Raw genomic sequence first — 21,635 nt, forward strand, 5'->3', positions numbered from 1 at the left:
CCTCGTGGCTAAGGGCCGGACGGGTCCGCCCGTCAGTACTCCTGGCACCAGCGGGGGGCGTCCTCGGCCGTGATTCGGCAGCCGCGCACGATCTCGCTCTCGATGAGCGAGCAGGCATTCGCGGCGTTGCAGGGCGGGCGCGTCGCCGGGGAGACCTCGAGGCAGCGCTCGACGAGGCGTGCCGCTTCCCTGCGTCCGATCTCGGCCTGGCACGATTCGGCGCGGGCCGCGAAGGGGCTGGCGGCGAGCACCGCGACGGCTGTGGCGACAACGGCGATCTTCATCGCGGGGGAACTCCGGGCAGAGCGTGATGCGAGGGCCGCGTCGTTCGCGATCCGGCGCCCGAAGAAGCACGGCGCGGCACGCCTGTCATTGACGCGCCGTCTCAATCGGCTCGCAAAGCCCTGCGCCTCCACCCATATCCTCGACGCGCGCCGGATTTGCGCGCGCCGCCCGCCCCCCGCTATGCACGCCGCGATTCGCCGCCCGCCCGCGCGTAGGGCTGTGTGCCATGCACGATCCGGTTCGAGCCGGCCCACGGAGACATCATGAGTTCAGGACAGGCCCCCGTCACCTCGGCTGCCGCCATGGAAGGCAATGACGATGCGCTCCTGCCGTTCACGGTGGAGGCGCTCGACCTGCGCGGCAGCGCCGTGCGGCTCGGGCCGTCGATCGACACGATTCTGCGCCGTCACGGCTATCCCGATCCGGTGGCGCGGCTGCTCGGCGAGGCGGCGGCACTGACGGCGCTCCTCGGCGCCTCCCTGAAATCGCAGGGGCGCTTCCAGCTCCAGACCAAGACCGACGGGCCGGTCGAGATGATCGTCGTCGATTTCGAGGCACCCGACCGCCTGCGCGCCACGGCCCGCTTCGACGAGGCCCGCGTCACCGCACTCGGCGCGAAGGCCAAGGCCGCGGACCTGATCGGCCACGGGCATCTCGCCATGACCATCGACCAGGGGCCGAGCCAGAGCCGATACCAGGGCGTCGTCGCCATGGAGGGCCAAGGCCTGGAAGAGGCCGCGCACCAGTACTTCCGGCAGTCCGAGCAGATCCCGACGCGGGTGCGGCTCGCGGTGGCGGAGCAGGTCGAGGGCGGCGGGAGCCGCTGGCGCGCCGGCGGCCTGCTGATGCAGTTCCTGCCGTCCTCGCCCGAGCGGATGCGGCAGGCCGACCTGCCGCCGGGGGACGCCCCGGAGGGCCACGCCCTGCTCGACGAAACGAACCTGCCCGAGGACGATGCCTGGACCGAGGCGCGCTCGCTCGCGGGAACGGTAGAGGACCACGAACTCGTCGATCCCGCGGTGTCGAGCGAGCGGCTGCTCTATCGCCTCTTCCACGAGCGGGGCGTGCGGGTGTTCGATGCGCAGCCCCTCGTCGAGCAATGCCGCTGCTCGCGCGAGCGGGTGCTCGGCATGATCCGGTCGTTCTCGGAAGCCGAGCGCCGCGACATGGTCGCCGACGACGGCAAGATCGGCATCACCTGCGAGTTCTGCTCGCAACGCTACGTCGTCGATCCGGCCGAGGCCGAGGCGGCGCCGGAATCCCCGGAGCGCCTGCACTGACGGGGGTGTGATCCTACCTGGATTCGTTCCATGCTACGGAACGGATCATCGGCCGACGCACCGGCCCTCGCCCCGATCTTGCTCGCCTCGATCTTGCAAGAGGGCCTCCGTGCCGGATCCGCGAGCGAGGCTTGGATCGCATGACCGACCTTCACCCTGTGATTGCAGCCGTCACCGAGCGGGTGGTCACGCGCTCCCGCGACACGAGGCGCGCCTATCTCGACCTGATCGACCGCGAACGCGAGGCCGGCGTCCACCGCCCGATGCTCGCCTGCGGCAACCTCGCCCACGGCTTCGCGGCGTCCGGCGAGGACAAGAAGGCGATCATCGCCGGCCGGGCGATGAACATCGGCATCGTCACCGCCTACAACGACATGCTCTCGGCCCATCAGCCCTACGGACGCTACCCCGAGCAGATCAAGCTGTTCGCCCGCGAAGTGGGGGCGACGGCGCAGGTCGCGGGGGGCACCCCGGCCATGTGCGACGGCGTCACCCAGGGCCAGCGCGGCATGGAGCTGTCGCTGTTCTCGCGCGACGCCATCGCCCTCTCGACGGCAGTGGGCCTGAGCCACGGCATGTTCGAGGGCGCGACGCTGCTCGGCATCTGCGACAAGATCGTGCCCGGCCTGATGATCGGCGCCCTGCGCTTCGGCCATCTGCCGATGATCCTGATCCCGGCGGGCCCGATGCCCTCGGGCCTCGCCAACAAGGAGAAGCAGCGCATCCGCCAGCTCTATGCGGAGGGCAAGGTCGGCCGCGCTGAGCTCCTGGAGAGCGAGTCGGCCTCCTATCACGGGGCCGGCACCTGCACCTTCTACGGCACCGCCAATTCCAACCAGATGATGATGGACGTGATGGGCCTGCACATGCCCGGCGCCTCGTTCATCAATCCCGGCACGAAGCTGCGTCAGGCGGTGACGCGTGCCGCCGTCCACCGGCTCACCGAGATCGGCTGGGGTGGAAACGACTATCGCCCGCTCGGCCGCTGCGTCGACGAGAAGGCGATCGTCAACGCCATCGTCGGCCTGCTCGCCACGGGCGGCTCGACGAACCACGCGATCCATATCCCGGCCATGGCGCGCGCCGCCGGCATCGTCGTCGACTGGGAGGATTTCGACCAGCTCTCGGGCGCGGTGCCGCTGATCGCCCGCGTCTACCCGAACGGTTCGGGCGACGTGAACCATTTTCACGCGGCGGGCGGGATGTCCTACGTTATCGCGTCGCTGATCGATGCCGGCATGCTGCACGACGACATCCTGACGGTCTCCGGCGCCAGCCTGCGCGATCACGCCCGCGATCCGAAGCTGTCCGGTGACGACCTCGTCTACGAGGACGCCGTCGCCGACAGCCTCGACGACACCATGCTCCGCAAGCCCGCCAACCCGTTCCAGCCGGACGGGGGCATGCGGCTGGTCAAGGGCAACCTCGGCCGGGCCACCTTCAAGACCAGCGCCGTGACCCCCGAGCGCCGCACGATCGAAGCCCCGGCCCGCGTCTTCTCCGACCAGGACGACGTCATCGCCGCCTTCAAGGCGGGCGAGCTGGAAAAGGACGTCGTGGTCGTGGTCCGCTTCCAGGGTCCGCGCGCCAACGGCATGCCGGAACTGCACAAGCTCACCCCGCCTCTGGGCGTATTGCAGGATCGCGGCTTCAAGGTTGCGCTCGTCACGGACGGCCGCATGTCCGGCGCCTCGGGCAAGGTGCCGGCGGCGATCCATCTCAGCCCCGAGGGCGTCGGCGGCGGCCCGATCGGCCGCATCCGCGACGGCGACGTCATCCGGCTCTCGGCCGAGGACGGCGTTCTCGAAGCGCTGGTCGATCCCGCCGAGTGGAACTCGCGCGAAGAGGCGCATCCGCCCGCTGCCGGCCTCGGCACCGGCCGCGAGCTGTTCGCCTTCATGCGCCACGGCGCCGACGGGGCGGAGCAGGGCGCGTCCGCGATGCTGGCGGCGGCTGGGCTGTGAGGGCGCAAGCCCGTCATTGCGAGCGCAGCGAAGCAATCCAGGGTCGCACACGCAACGGCAGCGCGTTGGCCCCGGATCGCTTCGCAGCGCTCGCAATGACGCCAAGATGGATCTGACGAGGAGACGCTTCATGGCCAACGACATCGACGCGCTGATGCGCTCAGTCCCCGTGATCCCCGTTCTCGTGATCGAGGACGTGGCCCATGCCGCGCCGATCGCCGAGGCGCTCGTGGCCGGCGGCCTGACCGCGCTGGAGGTCACGCTCAGGACGCCCGCCGCCCTCGACGTGATCCGCGAGATGTCGCGGGTCGCGGGTGCGGTGGTCGGCGCCGGCACGGTGCTGAACCCGAAGGATCTCGACGCGGCGCTCTCGGCGGGAGCCAAGTACATCGTCAGCCCCGGCCTCACGGCGCCGCTGACGGAGGCCGCCCAGAAGAGCGGCGTGCCCTACCTGCCGGGCGTCGCCAACGCCGCCGACATCATGCGCGGGCTCGACCATGGCCTCGACCGCTTCAAGTTCTTCCCGGCCGAGGCCTCCGGCGGCCTCAAGGCGTTGAAAGCGCTGGCCGCCGTGTTCGGCCGCGTCCGCTTCTGCCCCACCGGCGGCATCACCGAGGCGACGGCACCCGAATGGCTCGCGCACGAAGCCGTGCTCTGCGTCGGCGGGAGCTGGGTCGTGCCGGCCGGCGTGCCGGATGGGGCCGCGATCCGCAGGGCGGCGGAGGCCGCGAGCCGGTTGCGGTAACCGTGCTGCACTGCGAAGACGAGTAAAGCTGAAAATACGTTCATATTTACAAGAGTTCTGCTGTCGATGCGGCCAAGCTTGCATCTGTTGTATCGATTGAAACCAATCTTCAAAAAACAACGAAACCCTTTTCGTATGTCCGACGTTTCGAACCGCGTTGTGAACTCGGAGGAACGTTTGATGAAGAGACTTGCTGTTGGCTTGGCAGCATTGCTGCTGAGCACGTCCGTCTACGCCCAGCAGGGTGGTGGCGCGGCCGGTGCAGGCGGTGGCGCGGGCGGTGGTGCCGACAAGTCCGCCATGGGTGGCGGTCGCAGCGGTGGCGGTGCCGGTGGTGCGGCGGCCTCCCGTGGTGACGGTGGGGGCGCATCGCAGGGCGCACGCGGCGGCGACAAGGCCGACAGCGGCGGCGCGATGGGCCGTCAGAGCGCCGGACGCGACGGCGGCGAAACCGGCGATGCCAAAGGCGGCGGCAAGCCGGCGGCGAGCGAGCGCAGCGACGCCGGAGCACGGGGCGACCGCTCCGGTCGTGGCGATCGCGCCGAGCGCGGCGGCCGGGGCGACCGCTTCGAGGGCCGCAGCAACAGCCGGGTCGACATCCGCACCTCGTCGCGGACCGACCGTTTCGACCGCGGGGGCCGTGGTGGACGCTTCGTGGTGATCGGTGGACAACGCGTGGTCTACGGCTCGCCGGAATATCGCCGCCTCGTCGTGACCGAGCGCAGTGGCGGCGGCATCCGCGGCAAGCGCTACGTCACCATCCGCGGCCAGCGCGTGATCTACGGTTCGCCGGAGTATCGCCGTCTGATCGTGACCGAGCGCAGCGGCGGCACCCGTGAGCGCTACGTGACGGTCCGCGGCCAGCGTGTGCTCTATGGCTCGCCCGAATATCGCCGTCTGTCGGTGAATGTCGGTGTCGGCGGCCGAGGCGGCTACGATCGCACCAGCGTCTCCAGCCGGACCAGCGTCACCACCCGCGAGCGCGACGGGTTTCGCGGCGGTCGTGACGACAATGGCGGCCGCGGCGCACGCGCCGACCGCAACGAGACCGGTAAGGGCATGACCCGCGGCGGCAACGACACCGGCATGAAGAACGCCGGCAACGACGCCAAGTCCGGCGGCGGCATGCGCAATGCCTCCGACAAGGGCGACACCGGTGGCGGCATGCGCAATGCCGGCGGCGGTAACGCCGGTGCCGGCGAGGCTGGTGGCGGCCGCGGCGGTTCCATGGGCGCCGGCAGCGGCGGCTCGATGGGCAAGAGCGGTGCCGGCGGCAACGCCGGTGGCGGCGCGGGCGCCGGTGCAGGCGGCCGCAACTGAGCCTGCCGCTCAGGCATATGGACAAAGGGGAGGGGCCGGAGACGGCCCCTCTCTTTTTGTACGTGGGCACGGCGGGTCTGGCAGACACCCAGCCCCTCATGCTGAGGTGCGAGCGTAGCGAGCCTCGAAGCACGGCCGCGGCTCATCCAAGCTACAGCGACGATCGTGCTTCGAGGCCGCTGCGCGGCACCTCAGCGTGAGGACTGTTGGGAATGGCAAAAGCGTCGCTGTCGGACAGGCGCTGCGCCATGGCCGTCACGGCGCGTTATGCGCCGAAAGCGAACTCGTCCCTCACACCTTCAGCACCGGCTCGTTGACGTCGCCACTGCCGCGCTGGGCCAGATAGTCCGGCTGGAACAGGCACATGCGTACGGCGTCACGATAGCGGCCGTTGACGAAGAACTCGTCGCGCAGCACGCCCTCCGGCTTGAAGCCGCAACGCTCGTAGATCCCCACGGCGCGGGCGTTGTCCTTGTCGACATGCAGGTAGAGCTTGTGGATGTTGAGCACGCTGAAGGCGTAGTCCATGGCGATCCGGGTCGCCTTCCAGGCATAGCCGCGCCCCTCGAATCCGGGATGGATCGCGATCTGGAACTCACAGCGCCGGTGCAGGTGGTTGATCTCGACGAGCTCGATCAGGCCGGCCGGCTCGTCGGCGTCGGTGGCGATGATGAAGCGCCGCTCGGTCTGATTGTGGATGTTGCGCTCGTAGAGCTGCTGGAGTTCGGCGAAGGACTCGTAGGCCTCTTCGAACCAGTAGCGCATGATGCTGTCGTTGTTGTTGAGCTGATGCACGAAGCGCAGGTCCTCGCGCTCCAGCGGCCGCAGCTTCACCGCCCCAGCCGAACGCCGCGCACTCATGCCGCGCACTCCGCCAGCAGCCGTTTCATGAAGGCCTCGCCGCGCTCCAGTTCGGCGAGGGTGATGAACTCGTCCGGCTGGTGGGCCTGGTCGATCGAGCCCGGCCCGCACACCACCGTCGGCAGCCCCGCGCCTTGGAAGCGTCCGGCCTCGGTGGCGTAGGACACGGAGATGGTCCGGTTGCGCCCGGCGAGGCGCAGCGCCAGCGTCTCGGCCTCCGAGCCGGGATCCGGCGCGAGCCCCGGCACGGCGACCTCCTCTACCGTCTCGACGCGCCCGAAATCGCCGTAGCGGTTGAGCCGGTTGGCCGTCACCCGCTCGGTCGCCTCCGCGAACAGGCGGGGGATCTCGGCCATGTCGAGGTCGGGCAGGCCACGAAACTCCCAGTGGAAGCTGCAGCTTTTCGCCAGGATGTTGCGGGCGGTGCCGCCCGCGATGGTGCCGACATGGACCGTCGTGGCCGGCGGGTCGAACCGGCCGGAGGCGTCGCCCCGGGCGATCATCGCGTCGGCGATCCAGTTGAGCTCGGATACGAGATCGGCCGCGGCCGCGACGGCGTTCGCGCCGAGCATGGGCTTCGAGGAATGCGCCTCGTGGCCGTGCACCACCGTGTCGTAGGTGACGACGCTCTTGTGGGCGTCCGCCACCTCCAGTCCGGTCGGCTCGCCGACGATCACCGCGCCGGGCCGTGGAAGGTCGATCCCGAAACGGGCGATGGTGTCGAGCACGCCGAGGCAGCTGATCTCCTCGTCGTAGGAGAGCAGGATGTGGATCGGCCGCTTCAGCGCGGTCGCCATGGCGTCGGGCACCAGCCCGAGGGCCAGCGCATCGAAACCCTTCATGTCGACGGAGCCGCGGCCATAGGCGCGCCCGTCATCGACGCGGAGGGCGAACGGGTCGGAGGTCCAGGCCTGCCCCGTCACCGGCACCACGTCGGTATGGCCCGAGAGCACGACGCCGCCGTCGACCGTCGGCCCGAGGGTCGCGAACAGCGCCTGCTTGTCGCCGGCCGCGTTCGGCACGCGGACATAAGGCGCGCCCCAGCCGTCGAGATAGTCGGCGACGAAGTCGATCAGGGCGATGTTGGACTTCGAACTCTCGGTGTCGAAGGCCACCAGGCGTTCGAGCAGTTCGAGCGTGGTGTAGCGGCGTCCCTCAGTCGTCATGACCTCAGTGGACGCTGCGGCGGACATGCGGCGAGTCGAGCGAGAAGGCCGGGATTTCCGCCTCGAAACTGTCGCCGCCGATCACCGTCATCGTGTAGCTGCCGGCCATCAGGCCGTCCGGCGTCGTGAGCGGGCAGCCGCTGGTATAGCTGAACGATTCACCTGGTCCGAGGAAGGGCTGCTTGCCGACGACGCCGGCCCCGCGCACCTCCTGGCAGGAACCGTGCCCGTCGATGATGCGCCAGTGGCGCGAGCGCAGCTGTACCTTCTCGCTGCCGTTGTTCACGATCTCGACCGTATAGGCAAAGAAGTAGCGGCTCTCGCCGGGTGACGATTCTTCCTCGACGAAGCGAGGCTCGACGGTCACGCTGATGCCGCGGGTCTCGGCCTTGTACATCGCCGGAAAACTCTCCCTGGCAGGTCGGGCAGGCCGCGACGCGACAACCGCTTTGCCTCGTGGTACGTGGCGCCCGGATTCCCGTCAATCGCGGCGAAGTACGTCGGAGTTCTCTTGGGCAACGTCCCGTTTCAGGCCCTGCCAACACGGGTTGCCGACGCCTCGCTGCCCTATCTGCTGGGCTCCGGACTCCTGCTCGCGTCGACCGCCCTGTTCGTCTGGCAAGCTCCGGTCCGCAACGGTCCCGCAGCCATGGCCCTCGCCATCGCGATCGCCCTCGAAGCGGCGTCGCGGCTCGCGGCCGAGGCGGTGTCCCGCCGCTCCGGCGTCGAACTGGCGATGCGCGGACTGCCCTCGCTGGTGCTTCCCCTCGGCGCGATGCCGGGCCTCGCCGTCCTCGTGCTCGCGCTGCTGCCGCTGCTCGGCCCCGGCCGCTTTCCGGTCGTGGCAACCCTGCTCGCCGGCATGATCGCGATGGGCGCGCTCGCCCGCTTCTCGCTGACCCGTAGCGTGCTCGTCCTCGCCAAGGCGGAGCCGCCTGCTCCGCCGGCGCAGGCATAGGCCGGGCATGTTTCGTCCGATGTCGTCCCCCACCTCCGCCGTCATTGCGAGCGCAGCGAAGCAATCCAGGGCCACACCCGGAACGTCGGCGCGTCGGCCCTGGATTGCTTCGCCTGCGGCTCGCAATGACGGAGACCGAAGCGGCCCGGATCTCGCCGGCCCAGACAAAGTCGTCACATGACACACGACACGGCCAAGCAGGACGGCATCCTCTCGGCGCGCGGGATCGCGGCCCTGACCGAGGCCGGCGCGATCCGCCCGGAGCGCCCCTACGCGCCCGACCAGATCCAGCCGGCGAGCCTCGATCTGCGGCTCGGCGCCCGCGCCTACCGCGTCCGCACCAGCTTCCTGCCGGGCAAATCGCGCACCGTCGGCACCTGCGTCGACGGGCTGGCGCTGCATCCGATCGACCTCACGGTCGGCGCGGTGCTGGAGACGGGCTGCGTCTACATCGCCGAATTGCAAGAGCACCTCGCGCTTCCGGCCGACCTCAGCGCCAGCGCCAACCCGAAGAGCTCGACCGGACGGATCGACGTGTTCACCCGCGTCATCACCGATCAGGCCGCCGCCTTCGACCAGGTCGAGGCGGGCTATACCGGGCCGCTCTACGCCGAGATCTCGCCGCGCACGTTCCCGGTCCTGGTCCGGACCGGCTCGCGCCTCTCGCAGATCCGGTTCCGCCGCGGCACGCCGCGGTTGAGCGACACGGAGTTGGCCGCGCTGCACGGGCGCTCGCCGCTGGTGAGCGTCGCCGCGCCGTCCTTCACCGGCGGTGTCGCCGTCTCGGTGGACCTCGCCGGATTCGATGGGCTGATCGGCTATCGGGCCAAGCGGCATACCGGCCTGATCCACGTGGACAAGCCCGGTGCCCACAAGAGCTCCGAGTTCTGGGAGCCGCTGCCGGCGGACGGCAGCGGCACGCTGATCCTCGATCCGGGCCAGTTCTACATCCTGGCCTCGAAGGAGGCGGTGCAGGTGCCCCCCGACCACGCCGCCGAGATGGTGCCGTTCGATCCGCTGGTGGGCGAATTCCGCGTCCACTACGCGGGCTTCTTCGATCCGGGCTTCGGGTATGCCGGGGCAGGGGGCTCCGGAGCGCGCGCCGTGCTGGAGGTGCGCTCGCGCGACGTGCCGTTCCTGCTGGAGGACGGCCAGATCGTCGGCCGCCTCGTCTACGAGCGCATGGCCGAGACGCCGGAGACGCTCTACGGCGCCGGGGCGGGCTCGAACTATCAGGCCCAGGGGCTGAAGCTCTCGAAGCACTTTTATTAAGAGGCTTGCCGTCCTCTGCCTCAACGGCTCGCCAGTGTCGGGCTGCCGGTCTCGGCCGGAAGCCCGCTGATCTCGCTCACGAATTTCTGGCGCAGGGCGCGGGCGAAATCGCCGTAGCCGTGGGCTGTCATCAGGAACGAGCCCGGTCCGCCGACGACGTGCTCGCGGAACCAGCGGTCGAGGGTCGTGCCCTCGCGATAGGTGCCCTCCGGCAAGGCGCGCAGGCCATAGCCGGGCGCGCGGTAGGCGCCGACGCCGACGACGTCGTTCTCGCCCGGCACCAGGATCGGCAGGCCGTTGATGGTGCTGCCGGTGGCGAGCAGGCCGTCGCGCTGGGCATGCAGCTCGTCGGGGTCCACGCAATTGTCGATGCCGTCGCCGGAGACGTCGACGACCACGCGGTCGGCCTGGACCGGAACGGCCGGCACCACGCTCGCCGTCACCATGCCCATCATGCCGCCGAGGCAGGTGAAGTTGCCGGGCATCCGCGGCACCACGCGCACGAGGGCGGCGGCGGCGGCGGCATCGGCCTTCGAGGCGATGCGCCGCCATGGGACGGACATGCGCGCGCTGTCGGCCCAGGTCACCAGCGAGAAGTAGATGCCGCCGCGATTGGCCGTGATCGCGGCGAGCACCGCCGGATCCTCCAGCGCCTCGGCGATGCCCTCCATCTGCAGGGTGTAGCGGCGCTCGTCGACCGAGCCCGACACGTCGACCGACACCACGAGAGCCGTCGCGACGCCGTCATCGGCCCATGCCGGAGACGCGAGGGCGCTCGCGCCGAGGAGCGCGCCTGCGCCGATGGCCCGACCCAACCCGAACAGCATCGACAGGACTTTCGAGAGTGAGCACGGACGAGGGCCGTCCCGGGCGGACAGGGTGCGTGCGGACGATGCGGAAGGATAGAGGACTTTGGACGGGCGTGGACGTTCATACCGGTGGCCCTTACGGCCGACGCCTCCAGGGCCGTACGCCGCATGTACGGCGGCGCGCCTTCGCGCTTGCCAGCGGCCGATCGCCCGAAGGGTCGATGTTCGCGGCCGCCGGTATCACGCAGCGCCATCCGGCGCGGCGCGGCCGTCAGGGCTGGACCGGCCCACCGGTCGCGACGACTCCATCGCCTCGGGTCGCCGCTGCCGCCCTGCGCGACGTCGACTTCGGCGCAGTCCTCTGGGGACCGCCGGCCGGTGTCGGCGCGCTGTCGAGGTCGCCACCGTCGGCCTGAAGCACCGGCAGCAGGCCGAGTTGGAACGGGGATGCGTCGGCGGCCGGCGTCGAGGATGGAGCGGCCCGTGTCGAGGAAACCGGAGCGGACTCGGAGGCGTTGCTCACGATCGGGGCGGGACGGGCCGGGGCGGCGCCTGCGCGAGCCGGCTCGGCCGATACCGGCGTTGCCACGACATCGACGGGTTCAGCGCGAGCGTAGAGGCGGCCTTCCGGTTCGGCCGGGACGGTATCGGCATGTTCCACCATCGGCGTCGGATCGACCGAGAGCCGGGGCGAGAGCTGCGGCATCAGCAGGAGACCGGCAGCGATCGCGGCCGAGGTCAAGGCAAGAGGCGTCACCGGCACGGGGCTACGACGCTCGGCCTGCTGCTGGATCTTCAGCGGACCGGGCAGAATGCGCCCGCGCGGCGTGAAAAATCTCGACATGACGCGATCTCCTGCGGGCGCCGGACTTCGCCTGCACTCACCTTCAGCAGCTTTGGCGAAAATGTGGCGGCAGGTGCGCAACGGCACGGGGACGCAGCGGCAAGCATCCATCCGGCAGGAGATTTCGTGGACCGATGCCGCGCGGCCACAGCTCAGGCGCCGGCGGCGGCCTCGTCGATGAACCAGGTCACGACGCCTCGGCTCACGACACGGCCGGCGGGCAGGTCTTCGCCGGCATCGAGGCGCGCGAGCGGATCGCGCTTGCCCGTACCGTTCACCAGAAAGAGCACTGAGCGCGAGGAGGCCAGCGTCGGGAAAGTCAGGCTGATGCGCGGAACGTAGGGTTCCATGCCCGCCTCCGGCACGGGGACGACCCAAGCCTCATGCTCGTCCAACGCCGGCTTGCTCGGAAACAGCGAGGCGGTGTGGCCGTCGCTGCCGAGGCCGAGCAGGACGAGGTCGAAGAGCGGCCGACCCGGGTCGAACGTATCGCTGCCGTAGAAGTCCTGGAGCGTACGCTGATAGGCGCGCGCGCCGATCTCGGCGCCTTCGTCGGACGGAATGAAGTGGAAATGCCCCGCCGGTACCGGCCCTTCATGCCCGAAGGCCTCGCGGACCATGCGGACGTTGCTCGAGGCATCGTCCCAGGGCACGACCCGGTCGTCACCGAAGAACCAATGGATGCGCGACCAGGGCACGCGGCCGACATAGTCTGCCCCGGCGAGCAACTGATAGAGCCGCTTCGGCGTCGAACCGCCGGAGAGGCAGACCGCGAGGCGCTCGCCCGTCGCCGTCCCGGCGATGTCGAGCAGGTGATCGGCAGCGGCGCGCGCCGTCGCCTCGGCATCGGCGAGGACCCGGGAATTCGGGGGGAGGGCGATCATCGCAGCCGCCTATTTGCGATCGCCGGAGGACCCCATCGCCGGTGCCGGCGCGCCCTCGATATGCCCGCCGAACCCCTTGCGCATCGCCGACAGCAACTTGTCGGCGTAGCTGTCGTGCTCGCGCGAGCGGAAGCGCCGGTAGAGGGCGTTCGAGAGCACGGTGGCCGGCACGGCCTCCTCGACGGCGGCGTTGATGGTCCAGCGCCCCTCGCCCGAATCCTCGACGAAGCCCGAAAACCCTTCGAGGGATTCGTTGCCTGCGAGGGCCGACGCGGTGAGGTCGAGGAGCCAGGACGAGACCACGCTGCCGCGCCGCCAGACCTCGGCTATGTCGCCGAGGTTGAGGTCGTAGCGGCGGTGCGCCGGCACCTGATCGGAATTGGCGTGCCTGAGGATGTCGAAGCCCTCGGCATAGGCCTGCATCAGGCCATATTCGATGCCGTTGTGGATCATCTTCACGAAGTGGCCGGCGCCGGTCGGGCCGGCATGGATGTAACCCTCCTCGGCGCGCGGATCGCGATCCTCCCGGCCGGGCGTCTTCGGGATGTCGCCCCGGCCCGGCGCGAGGGTCTTGAGGATCGGGTCGAGCCGGTCGACGGCGCTCGTGTCGCCGCCGACCATCATGCAGTAGCCGCGCTCCAGCCCCCAGACGCCGCCGGAGGTGCCGACATCGACGAAGTGGATGCCCTTGTCCTTCAGTTCCGAGGCGTGGCGGATGTCGTCCTGGTAGAACGAGTTGCCGCCGTCGATGATGATGTCGTCGGCCTCCATCAGGCCGTGCAGAGCGGTGATGGTCTCGTTGGTGATGCGGCCGGCCGGCAGCATGACCCAGAGGGCGCGCGGCTTTTCGAGCTTGGCGACGAGGTCTTCGAGGCTGGAGGCGCCGGTCGCGCCCTCGCCGGCGAGCGTGTCGACGGCCTTCGCGTCCTTGTCGAAGACGACTGCCGTGTGCCCGTTACGCAGGATCCGCCGGACGATGTTGCCGCCCATCCGGCCGAGGCCGATCATGCCGAGTTGCATGGCTTGCTGACTCCCGTCTGGCGGCACCCGGGCAACACGCCGAGGCGTTCGAAGATCAACGATCCTCTCCCGTTTGGGCGGATCGTTTGCATTGCTATTCGGGCATCACCTGACGCCCGAAACCTTCCGTCGTCATTCCGGGGCCGCGCAGCGGAACCCGGAACCCACGACCGGGCGCGAAGGCCAGCGCAGCGTATCGGGTGGGTTCCGGGTTTTCGCCTTCGGCGAGCCCCGGAATGACGGGGCGGGTTCCAAGTCCCTCATGAGCGACCCGAGAACAGATTACCCCACCGCCGCCTTGACCGCCGCGGCGATGCGCTTGACGCCGGCTTCGACGTCGCCGCCCTTGACGTGGACGCGCAACGCCCGCCGCCCGCGCTCGGCGAGTACGGAAAAATCGCCACGGGCCTGCGCCGCAATCACCGTGCCGAAGCCGAGCCTGCGCCCTGGGATCGGCAGGTCCTGCGACGGGTCGGCGGTGATCTGAAGGAAGACGCCGCTCGACGGACCGCCCTTGTAGGCCTGCCCCGTGGAGTGGAGGAAGCGCGGGCCGAACTCCAGGCAGGTCGCGACCTTGCGGGCGTCGCGGACGGCGAGCCGCGCGTCCTGCAGGGCGGCATGATGGGCCGCGTTCCGCTCGATGTAGCCCAGCAGCGCGACGTAATCGTCCTCCTTCACCCGGGCGAGATGCCGGGCGATGGTCGCCTCGACGCCGCCTTCGCCCTGCGCCAGCGCCTCGGCATTGGCCGTGTCGGCGTAGAGGGCAATGGTGTCGTCCTCGAAGAGCGGCGTCTCGGCCGGGAGGGCGCCGGTCTCCTCGGCGGCCGAGAACAGCTTCTTCGTCTCGATCTTGCTCGCCTCGACGTCGGGCTGGTCGAACGGGTTGATGCCGAGCACGGCGCCGGCGACCGCGGTGGCGATCTCGAAGCGGAAGAACTCCTGGGCGAGCTGCTCGACCTTTTCGAGATCGATGCGCACCAGCGGGTGCCCCTCGGACTCCAGGCCCTTCACCGCCTCGTCCTGCTGCGCGTCGGCGCGGCCGTCGAGGCGCAGGTAGATGAAGAAGCGGTCGCGGCCGTAGACGGCCGGCACGCCGACGGGCTCACCCTCGATCGGGATGACGCCCTTGCCCTCCTTGCCGGTGGATTCCGCGATGAGCTGCTCGGCCCAGGTGCCGAAGGTGCCGACTCCGGGCGAGCAGATGATCGTCACCTTGTCACGCCCGTGTTCGAGCGCAGCCGAGCCGATCGCCGCGCCGAGACGCACGCCCGGATTGTTTGCGGGCGGCACCATGGGTCCGCAGGAGCGCACCATGATGTGCGCGCTCTCCAGAAACTCGTCGATCTCGACGCCGGCCGCCGCCGCCGGCACAAGCCCGAATGCGGACAGGACGGAGTAGCGGCCGCCGATCCGCGGGACGCCGTAAAAGATCTTGCGGAAACCGTCGGCCTGCGCAGCCTTCTCCATGGCCGAACCGGGATCGGTCACGGCGACGAAGTGACGGCCGGCCCTGTCGCCGACGACCTCCTTCATGCGGCCGAGGAAGTAGTCGCGAAACACGTTGGGTTCGAGGGTCGAGCCGGATTTCGAGGCGACGATGAAGAGCGTCTTTTCGAGGTTCACCGCCGCTTCGACCGTGCGCACCTCGTCCGGATCGGTCGAGTCGAGGATGCGCAGCCGCGGCCAGCCCTCGCGCTCGCCATAGGTGGCGGCGATCACCTCGGGGCCGAGGCTCGAACCGCCCATGCCGAGCACCACGGCGTCGGTGAAGCCTTCGGACCGGATCTCCTCGGCGAAGGCCTGATACTCGCCGACCTTCGCGAGGCCGTCCTCGACGATCCGCAGCCAGCCGAGCCACTTGTCCTCGTCGGTGCCAGTCCAGACCGTCTTGTCGTGCGCCCAGAGGCGGCGGATGGCGCCGCCGGCGCGCCAGGATTCGATGGTCTTGTCGGTGGCGCCCTGCAGGACGTCGCCGAGCTTGCAGGCATGGCCGTTGAGCCGGGCGCCGAGCAGCGCCGCGCGCTTCGAGGCCACGGCGCCGAGCACCGCGTCGGCCGCATCGACGAAGAGCTGCACGCCCTCCGCGACGAGTTGCTTGGCGACCGCCTCGATGTCGATGCCGGCCTTGGCGAGGCGCGCCATAACGGCCTCGGCCTCGCCGACGTTCTCCTCCAGCGAGGCCCGCGCCTGCCCGTGATCGCGAAAGGCGTCCATGGTGGCGGGCGGCATGGTGTTGACGGTGTTCCGGCCGATCAGCTCGGAGACGTAGAGCGTGTCGGGATAGGCCTTGTTCTTGGTGCCGGTGGAGGCCCAGAGCAGGCGCTGCGCCTTGGCACCCTTGGCGTCGAGGGCCTCCCAGGCCGGTCCCGAAAAGATGCGCTTGTAGGACTGGTAGGCGAGCTTCGCGTTCGCGATCGCGACCTTGCCCTTGAGGTCCTCGAACTCGCCCTTCTCGTCCAGTTGCTTGTCGACGAGGACGTCGATGCGGCTGATGAAGAAACTCGCCACGCTCGCGACCTTCGAGACGTCGCCGCCCTTCGCCCCGAACTCGGTCAGACCGTCGATGAAGGCTTTCGCGACGGCTTCGTACGTGGATTTCGAAAAGAGCAGCGTGACGTTGACCGAGATGCCCTCGGCGGTGAGCTGGCGGATCGCGGGCAAGCCCTCCGGGGTCGCCGGCACCTTCACCATGAGGTTGTCGCGGGCGACCGCCTTGTGCAGGCGGCGCGCCTCGATCAGCGTCTCCTCGGTGTCGAGGGCGAGGTAGGGCGAGACTTCGAGGCTGACATAGCCGTCGGCGCCGTCGCTCGTCTCGTAGACCCGCCGCAGGACGTCGGCGGCGGCCTGGACGTCGGCGATGGCGAGGCCCTCGTAGAGATCGATGACGCGGGCATCGCCCTGATCGAGCACGGCCTTGAGGCTGTCGTCGTATTCGGAGGAATGCCCGATCGCCTTCTCGAAGATCGACGGGTTCGAGGTGACGCCGCGCAGGTCGTCCTTGACGACCAGGGCCTCCAGCTCGCCCTTGGCGATGAAGCCGCGGGCCACGAAGTCGAGCCAGACCGCCTGTTCGTAGTCGGTGAAGAGGGCGTTCAGGGCACTCATGTCGGTCGATCCTCAGACTGTCGTTCGGTCGCTACCCAGGAGATAGGGCGGGGCGCACTCGCTCTCCTACCCCTTGCGGGGAGGAGTTGGAGGTGGGGGTCGGGACGAGGCTCTGTTGCCTCATTCGGCACCAACCCCCACCCCTGACCCCTCCCCGCAGGGGGGAGGGGATCGCCACATCCGGTTCCTCGATGGCACTCGGGCAGAACCCGCGAGCTCTACTTCTTATGCCGCTCGATCTGGTCGCGCGCCGCTTCCAACACCTTCTCAGCGGAAAAACCGAACTTCTTCTGCAGGTCCTTGATCGGCGCGGAGGCGCCGAAGGTGCTCATGCCGATGATCGCGCCGGAGGATCCGGCGTAGCGGTCCCAACCGATCACCGAGCCCTGCTCGACGGCGACGCGGGCCAGCACGTCCGGCGGCAGCACCGTGTGGCGGTAGGCTTCCGTCTGGCGCTCGAACAGGTCCCAGGACGGCATCGAGACGACACGGGCCTTCACGCCCTCGGCTTTCAGGGCCTCGTAGGCGTCGACGCAGAGCTGTACCTCGCTGCCCGAAGCGATCAGGATCACCTCAGGCGTGTCCTCGCCGCCGGCGAGCACGTAGCCGCCCTTGGCGACGCCGGAGGCGCTCGCGAAGACCGTGCGGTCGAAGGTCGGCAGGGGCTGGCGGGAGAGGGCGAGCACGGCGGGCTGGTTCTTGAGCGAGAAGATGACGCGGTAGGCTTCCGCGACCTCGTTCGCGTCGGCCGGGCGCAGCGTGACGAGGCCGGGAATGCAGCGCAGCGACAGGAGCTGCTCCACCGGCTGGTGGGTCGGCCCGTCCTCGCCGACCCCGATCGAATCGTGCGTGAAGACGTGGAAGACCGGCAGCTCCATCAGCGAGGCGAGCCGGATCGGCGGGCGCATGTAGTCGGCGAAGACGAGGAAGGTCGCGCCGTAGGCCCGCAGACCGACGAGGCCGAGGCCGTTCACGATCGAACCCATGGCGTGCTCGCGCACGCCGAAATGCACGTTGCGGCCGCCGGGGTTCAGCGGGGTGAGCGAGCCGGCGCCCTCGAAGGTGAGGGCGGTCTTGTTCGACGGCGCGAGATCGGCCGAGCCGCCGAGCATGAACGGCACGTGCGGGGCGATGGCGTTGAGCACCTTGCCGGACGACTCGCGGGTAGCGAGGCCCTTGGCGTCGGCCGGAAACACCGGGATGTCCTTGTCCCAACCCTCGGGCAGGCGGCCTTCGAGGAAGGCTTCGAGTTCCTCGGCGTGGGTCGCGTCGGCTGCCTTCGCCTTCGCAAGCAGGCGCTGCCATTCGGCGAACAGCGCGGCGCCGCGCTTGCCGATGCCGTCTGCGAAGGTGTCGTAGACGCCGTCCGGCACCAGGAACTGCGCGTCCTCGGGCCAGCCGTAGAAGCGCTTGGTGCCCCGGACCTCCTCCTCGCCGAGGGCGTCCGAGTGGGCCTTCGAGGTGTTCTGCTTGGTCGGCGCGCCGTAGCCGATCACGCTCTTGACCACGATCAGGGTCGGGCGGTCGTGCGAGACCTTGAAGGTGTCGAGGGCCGAGGCGATGGCGTGGGCATCGTTGGCGTCGGCCACGCGCAGGACCTGCCAGCCGTAGGCGAGGAAGCGGGTGGCGACCTCTTCGGAGAAGGCGAGCTCGGTATGTCCCTCGATGGTGACGGTGTTGTCGTCGTAGATCCAGCACAGGTTCGACAGGCGCAGGTGGCCGGCGATCGAGGCGGCCTCTGCGGCGACGCCCTCCATCAGGTCGCCGTCCGAGCATAGGGCGTAGACGTCGAAATCGTAGAGCGGCAGGTCGGGCTTGTTCAGGCGCTTCTCGAGGAAGCGGCCGCCGATCGCCATCCCGACGGAATTGGCCACGCCCTGTCCGAGGGGGCCGGTGGTGGTCTCGACGCCGGTGGTGAAGTGGTACTCCGGGTGGCCCGGCGTGCGGCTGTCGAGCTGGCGGAAGTTCTTGATGTCGTCGAGCCCGACGGCCGGGCTGTTGCCGCCGTCCTTCTCGGCCACCCGGGCGAGGTGGAGGAGGCCGTAGAGCAGCATCGAGGCATGTCCGCAGGACAGCACGAAGCGGTCGCGGTTCGGCCAGTGCGGGTTGGCCGGGTCGTAGCGGAGGTAGCGGTTCCACAGGGTGTAGGCGACCGGCGCGAGGCCCATCGGCGCCCCGGCATGTCCCGAATTCGCTTTCTGGACCGCATCGATCGCGAGCGTCCGGATCGTGTCGATCGCGCGCTGCTCGCTCTCGCTGAAGCCGCTCTTGGCGACGGTGTCTGCTCCGCTCATACCGTGTGTCTTCCCAAATTCGTCATCGTCAGAGCGGCAGGGCGGTGGCCGGCGAGACGGCGGAAGTCTCCTCCGCCTCGCTCACGTCGTCTTCCGCCCGGGCCGTTCCGCGCTTCGCGCTCGGCGAAACCGCGCGGCTGTAATTGAGGATCGTGTTCACGAGTGCAACGTGCGTGAAGGCCTGCGGGAAGTTGCCCACCAGTCGCTTTCGCTTCACGTCGTATTCCTCGGCCACGAGCCCGAGGTCGTTGCAGACGCCGATCAGGCGCTCGATGATTGCGCGGGCCTCCTCGCAGCGGCCAAGGCCGATCAGGTTGTCGGCGTACCAGAAGGTGCAGGGCAGGAAGGCACCTTCGTTGCCGGGCAGCCCGTCGGTGGTGGAGCCCTCGGTCTCGTAGCGCAGGATGAAGCCCTCGCGCATCAGGTGCTTCTCCACCGCCTCGACCGTGCCGACCACGCGGGGATCGTCCTGGGGCAGGAAGCCCATATGGCCGATCAGGAGCAGGCTCGCGTCGAGCGCCTTCGAGCCGTAGGACTGCACGAAGCTGTTGAGCTCAGGGTCGAAGCCCTTCTCGCAGACCTCGGCGTGGATCTCGTCGCGGATACGGCGCCACAGGCCGATCGGCGCCTGCGGCGTCTCCTCCTCGCTATGGCCGCGGATGGCCCGGTCGAAGGCGACCCAGGCCATCACCTTGGAATGCACGAAGTGCCGGCGCCCGCCGCGGACCTCCCAGATGCCCTCGTCGGGCTCCCGCCACGCCGTCTCGAGGTGCTTCATGATCGCGCGGCCGACGCGCCAGCCGTCCTTGTCGCCGCGCATGCCGCGCTGGCGGGCCTGGTAGAGCGCATCGAAGAGCTCGCCGTAGACGTCGAGCTGGAACTGCGAGATCGCCGCGTTGCCGATCCGCACCGGCTTCGAGCCCTCGTAGCCGGGCAGCCAGTCGAGCTCGATCTCGGGCAGCAGGCGCTCGCCGGCGATGCCGTAGAGGATGTGGGCCTGCTCCGGGCTGCCGGCGACCGCCCGCAGCAGCCAGTCGCGCCAGGCCCGCGCCTCCTCGATGAAGCCCGAATCCATCAGCGCGAGCAGGGTGAAGCTCGAATCGCGAAGCCAGCAGAAGCGGTAGTCCCAGTTGCGCACCCCGCCGAGATCCTCCGGCAGGGAGGTGGTCGGTGCGGCCACGATCCCGCCGGTCGGCCGGTAGATCAGCGCCTTCAGGGTCAGCAGCGAGCGCTTGAGCATCGCGTCCCAGGGCGTGCCCGTGGCGCAATGGTCCGACCATTCGCGCCAGAACCGGTTGGTCTCGGCCAAGACCTTGCGCGGCTCGATCGGCGGCGGGTCGTCGAGATGCGACGGGCCGTAGCTCATCACGAACCACTGCGTCTCGCCCTCGTGGATCGTGAATTCAGAGACGGTGGTCTGGCCCGAACCCCTGAGCGGCGCCCGCGTCCGCAGGACGACCTTGTGCGGGCCTGAGATCGCCCGCAGGTCCCCGAGCTCGTTGCGCGAGACCCAGGGCGTCGCCGAGCCGTAATCGAAGCGCACGGCGAGATCCATGCGCATCGCGACTTTGCCCTTGCGACCCTCGACGAGGCGGATCAGGTGCGAGCCGTCGGCGGCGGGCATGTAGTCGGTGACGCGGACCTCGCCCTCGTGGGTCGTGTGATAGGTGTCGAGCACCAGCGAGCCGGTGCGATAGCGCCAGGAATGATGGGCGTGCTCCGCCACCGGCGCGAGCTTCCAGAAGCCGTGTTCCTCAGTGCCGAGCAGTTTGGCGAACAGGGCCGAGGCGTCGAAGCGCGGCCAGCACAGCCAGTCGATGCTGCCGTCGCGTCCCACCAGCGCCGCGGTCCGGCCGTCGCCGATCAGCGCGTAATCTTCGATCCGACCTGCCATGAATCCTCAGACGACGGCGCGCCCTCGACCGTCAAATCTGAGTTAGGGCCGCGCCCGAACCGATCCAGCCCGGTCGCAGCTTCCTGAAGCGGGGCTGTGTTGCGGTGCGCTCAGCCAGCGCCCCAAGCCGTATCTACGACCGGCGGCCATGACGGCCGACGCCTCCAGGGCCGGACGCCGCATGAGCGGCGGCGCGCCTTCGCGTTTGCCGGCGGCCGATCGCTCGAAGGGTCGCCGGTTGCGGCCGCCGGTATGTTTCGCGGCAGAAGATCCGGAGAAATCAGCGGGCGCAGGCGATGAGAGCGACCACCGTGCCGCCCAGCGAGGCCGCGTCGCCGCCGACCCCCCTGCCGAGCTTGCGGGCGCTCTCGACCCAGGACGCGGCCGTCGCGGCGAAGGGCAGAACGTCCAAGGGCAGCAGGCCCTCATCCGCATCCGCCTGTCCGCGCATCGGCTCCGGGATCGCAGCCGGTTCGGAGGCGGACTTGATCGGCGCCGGTGCGGCACGGACGGCCGTGTCGACACGGCGTGTCTCGCCGCAACGCGACGCGGGGCAGGGGCGGCGCGTGGCGGCGGCCGAGCGGGTGGTGCGCACAGCGGAAGCCTTGGCGCTCTCGTCGGCAGCGGCGAGGTGCGGGATCTGCAGCGTCAGCGGATGCAGGCGCGCGAAGGCGAGGGCCGCCGGAATGGTCGGAGCGGATTCGGCTGCGCTCGTCGCCGCATGGAAACCGTCGGCGCCGGCGGGCGCGGCCTGGACCATGGCGACGGGGGCAGCGGGGGCCTCGGGCGCGGATGGTCCACGGCAGACCAGCGAAAGAAGGCCGACGGCGAGCGCGGTCGCCAGCGTCGGAAGGAACGGCGGAGCCGAGCCGCGGGACGTCGTGAGCGACTCCATACCGGGATCGTGAGGGCCACCTGCGCTCATCGACTGAAA

General features: G+C 69.6%; 18 protein-coding genes. 6 read left to right on the plus strand and 12 right to left on the minus strand.

Annotation, left to right across the window (positions count from 1 at the left end; genetic code table 11):
* Window positions 1-32: 32 nt before the first annotated feature.
* Window positions 33-284 carry a hypothetical protein gene (locus MHA02_RS03120; RefSeq protein ID WP_147076500.1) on the minus strand — a complete coding sequence of 84 codons (252 nt, stop codon included), beginning with the start codon at window positions 282-284 and terminating at the stop codon, window positions 33-35.
* 264 nt (window positions 285-548) lie between these two features.
* Between MHA02_RS03120 and MHA02_RS03125 the strand changes: the two genes are divergently transcribed.
* The 4 genes from MHA02_RS03125 (at window position 549) to MHA02_RS03140 (ending at window position 5,594) form a co-directional block, all read left to right on the plus strand.
* Entirely contained in the window at window positions 549-1,565 is a 1,017-nt protein-coding gene (locus tag MHA02_RS03125) for an Hsp33 family molecular chaperone (protein ID WP_147076501.1), read from the plus strand.
* A 140-nt stretch (window positions 1,566-1,705) separates the two neighbouring features.
* On the plus strand, window positions 1,706-3,529 hold the full coding sequence (gene edd, locus MHA02_RS03130; RefSeq protein ID WP_147076502.1) for a phosphogluconate dehydratase: 1,824 nt from the start codon (window positions 1,706-1,708) through the stop codon (window positions 3,527-3,529).
* Between the two features lie 130 nt (window positions 3,530-3,659).
* Window positions 3,660-4,274: a bifunctional 4-hydroxy-2-oxoglutarate aldolase/2-dehydro-3-deoxy-phosphogluconate aldolase gene (gene eda / locus MHA02_RS03135; protein WP_147076503.1), complete on the plus strand. Its 615-nt coding sequence runs from the start codon at window positions 3,660-3,662 to the stop codon at window positions 4,272-4,274.
* 180 nt (window positions 4,275-4,454) lie between these two features.
* Window positions 4,455-5,594, plus strand: coding sequence for a hypothetical protein (locus MHA02_RS03140; RefSeq protein ID WP_147076504.1), 1,140 nt, complete (start codon window positions 4,455-4,457; stop codon window positions 5,592-5,594).
* A gap of 291 nt (window positions 5,595-5,885) precedes the next feature.
* Here MHA02_RS03140 and speG read toward each other — a convergent pair whose 3' ends face one another.
* The 3 genes from speG to apaG are packed head-to-tail and all read right to left on the minus strand — an operon-like array spanning window position 5,886 to window position 8,018.
* The gene (speG, locus tag MHA02_RS03145) at window positions 5,886-6,455 is read right to left on the minus strand and encodes a spermidine N1-acetyltransferase (RefSeq protein WP_147076505.1); all 570 of its coding nucleotides are present in this window, start codon (window positions 6,453-6,455) and stop codon (window positions 5,886-5,888) included.
* Window positions 6,452-7,621 carry an acetylornithine deacetylase gene (gene argE, locus MHA02_RS03150; protein ID WP_147076506.1) on the minus strand — a complete coding sequence of 390 codons (1,170 nt, stop codon included), beginning with the start codon at window positions 7,619-7,621 and terminating at the stop codon, window positions 6,452-6,454. The genes speG and argE overlap by 4 nt, the downstream gene beginning before the upstream one ends.
* A gap of 4 nt (window positions 7,622-7,625) precedes the next feature.
* Window positions 7,626-8,018, minus strand: a complete 393-nt coding sequence (gene apaG, locus MHA02_RS03155; protein WP_147076507.1) for a Co2+/Mg2+ efflux facilitator ApaG/CorD — start codon at window positions 8,016-8,018, stop codon at window positions 7,626-7,628.
* A gap of 114 nt (window positions 8,019-8,132) precedes the next feature.
* Here apaG and MHA02_RS03160 point away from each other — a divergent pair, with 114 nt between their 5' ends.
* On the plus strand, window positions 8,133-8,579 hold the full coding sequence (locus MHA02_RS03160; RefSeq protein WP_147076508.1) for a hypothetical protein: 447 nt from the start codon (window positions 8,133-8,135) through the stop codon (window positions 8,577-8,579).
* A 177-nt stretch (window positions 8,580-8,756) separates the two neighbouring features.
* Window positions 8,757-9,851, plus strand: a complete 1,095-nt coding sequence (locus MHA02_RS03165) for a 2'-deoxycytidine 5'-triphosphate deaminase (RefSeq protein ID WP_147076509.1) — start codon at window positions 8,757-8,759, stop codon at window positions 9,849-9,851.
* Between the two features lie 20 nt (window positions 9,852-9,871).
* Here MHA02_RS03165 and MHA02_RS03170 read toward each other — a convergent pair whose 3' ends face one another.
* The 8 genes from MHA02_RS03170 to MHA02_RS03205 form a co-directional block, all read right to left on the minus strand.
* Complete coding sequence (locus MHA02_RS03170) at window positions 9,872-10,678, minus strand: DUF1194 domain-containing protein (protein WP_147076510.1); 807 nt, start codon at window positions 10,676-10,678, stop codon at window positions 9,872-9,874.
* A 253-nt stretch (window positions 10,679-10,931) separates the two neighbouring features.
* The gene (locus tag MHA02_RS03175; RefSeq protein WP_147076511.1) at window positions 10,932-11,504 is read right to left on the minus strand and encodes a hypothetical protein; all 573 of its coding nucleotides are present in this window, start codon (window positions 11,502-11,504) and stop codon (window positions 10,932-10,934) included.
* A gap of 152 nt (window positions 11,505-11,656) precedes the next feature.
* The gene (gene pgl / locus MHA02_RS03180) at window positions 11,657-12,388 is read right to left on the minus strand and encodes a 6-phosphogluconolactonase (RefSeq protein WP_147076512.1); all 732 of its coding nucleotides are present in this window, start codon (window positions 12,386-12,388) and stop codon (window positions 11,657-11,659) included.
* A 9-nt stretch (window positions 12,389-12,397) separates the two neighbouring features.
* Window positions 12,398-13,408: a phosphogluconate dehydrogenase (NAD(+)-dependent, decarboxylating) gene (gene gnd, locus MHA02_RS03185; protein ID WP_147076513.1), complete on the minus strand. Its 1,011-nt coding sequence runs from the start codon at window positions 13,406-13,408 to the stop codon at window positions 12,398-12,400.
* A gap of 282 nt (window positions 13,409-13,690) precedes the next feature.
* Window positions 13,691-16,513, minus strand: coding sequence for a bifunctional transaldolase/phosoglucose isomerase (locus MHA02_RS03190; protein ID WP_147076514.1), 2,823 nt, complete (start codon window positions 16,511-16,513; stop codon window positions 13,691-13,693).
* Between the two features lie 218 nt (window positions 16,514-16,731).
* Window positions 16,732-18,807, minus strand: coding sequence for a transketolase (tkt, locus tag MHA02_RS03195; protein ID WP_147076515.1), 2,076 nt, complete (start codon window positions 18,805-18,807; stop codon window positions 16,732-16,734).
* 28 nt (window positions 18,808-18,835) lie between these two features.
* Entirely contained in the window at window positions 18,836-20,701 is a 1,866-nt protein-coding gene (locus tag MHA02_RS03200) for a glycoside hydrolase family 15 protein (protein WP_147076516.1), read from the minus strand.
* A gap of 280 nt (window positions 20,702-20,981) precedes the next feature.
* A complete protein-coding gene (locus MHA02_RS03205) occupies window positions 20,982-21,626 on the minus strand; it encodes a hypothetical protein (RefSeq protein ID WP_170248992.1) in 645 nt (214 codons plus the stop codon).
* Window positions 21,627-21,635 lie beyond the last annotated feature (9 nt).

Origin of the sequence: Methylobacterium haplocladii (genome assembly GCF_007992175.1) — a bacterium.
Lineage (GTDB): Bacteria > Pseudomonadota > Alphaproteobacteria > Rhizobiales > Beijerinckiaceae > Methylobacterium > Methylobacterium haplocladii.

Coding starts and splice junctions, on each gene's coding strand:
- MHA02_RS03120 (WP_147076500.1), bottom strand. CDS start 284: ATGAAGATCGCCGTTGTCGCCACAGCCGTCGCGGTGCTCGCCGCCAGC.
- MHA02_RS03125 (WP_147076501.1), top strand. CDS start 549: ATGAGTTCAGGACAGGCCCCCGTCACCTCGGCTGCCGCCATGGAAGGC.
- edd (WP_147076502.1), top strand. CDS start 1,706: ATGACCGACCTTCACCCTGTGATTGCAGCCGTCACCGAGCGGGTGGTC.
- eda (WP_147076503.1), top strand. CDS start 3,660: ATGGCCAACGACATCGACGCGCTGATGCGCTCAGTCCCCGTGATCCCC.
- MHA02_RS03140 (WP_147076504.1), top strand. CDS start 4,455: ATGAAGAGACTTGCTGTTGGCTTGGCAGCATTGCTGCTGAGCACGTCC.
- speG (WP_147076505.1), bottom strand. CDS start 6,455: ATGAGTGCGCGGCGTTCGGCTGGGGCGGTGAAGCTGCGGCCGCTGGAG.
- argE (WP_147076506.1), bottom strand. CDS start 7,621: ATGACGACTGAGGGACGCCGCTACACCACGCTCGAACTGCTCGAACGC.
- apaG (WP_147076507.1), bottom strand. CDS start 8,018: ATGTACAAGGCCGAGACCCGCGGCATCAGCGTGACCGTCGAGCCTCGC.
- MHA02_RS03165 (WP_147076509.1), top strand. CDS start 8,757: ATGACACACGACACGGCCAAGCAGGACGGCATCCTCTCGGCGCGCGGG.
- MHA02_RS03170 (WP_147076510.1), bottom strand. CDS start 10,678: ATGCTGTTCGGGTTGGGTCGGGCCATCGGCGCAGGCGCGCTCCTCGGC.
- MHA02_RS03175 (WP_147076511.1), bottom strand. CDS start 11,504: ATGTCGAGATTTTTCACGCCGCGCGGGCGCATTCTGCCCGGTCCGCTG.
- pgl (WP_147076512.1), bottom strand. CDS start 12,388: ATGATCGCCCTCCCCCCGAATTCCCGGGTCCTCGCCGATGCCGAGGCG.
- gnd (WP_147076513.1), bottom strand. CDS start 13,408: ATGCAACTCGGCATGATCGGCCTCGGCCGGATGGGCGGCAACATCGTC.
- MHA02_RS03190 (WP_147076514.1), bottom strand. CDS start 16,513: ATGAGTGCCCTGAACGCCCTCTTCACCGACTACGAACAGGCGGTCTGG.
- tkt (WP_147076515.1), bottom strand. CDS start 18,807: ATGAGCGGAGCAGACACCGTCGCCAAGAGCGGCTTCAGCGAGAGCGAG.
- MHA02_RS03200 (WP_147076516.1), bottom strand. CDS start 20,701: ATGGCAGGTCGGATCGAAGATTACGCGCTGATCGGCGACGGCCGGACC.
- MHA02_RS03205 (WP_170248992.1), bottom strand. CDS start 21,626: ATGAGCGCAGGTGGCCCTCACGATCCCGGTATGGAGTCGCTCACGACG.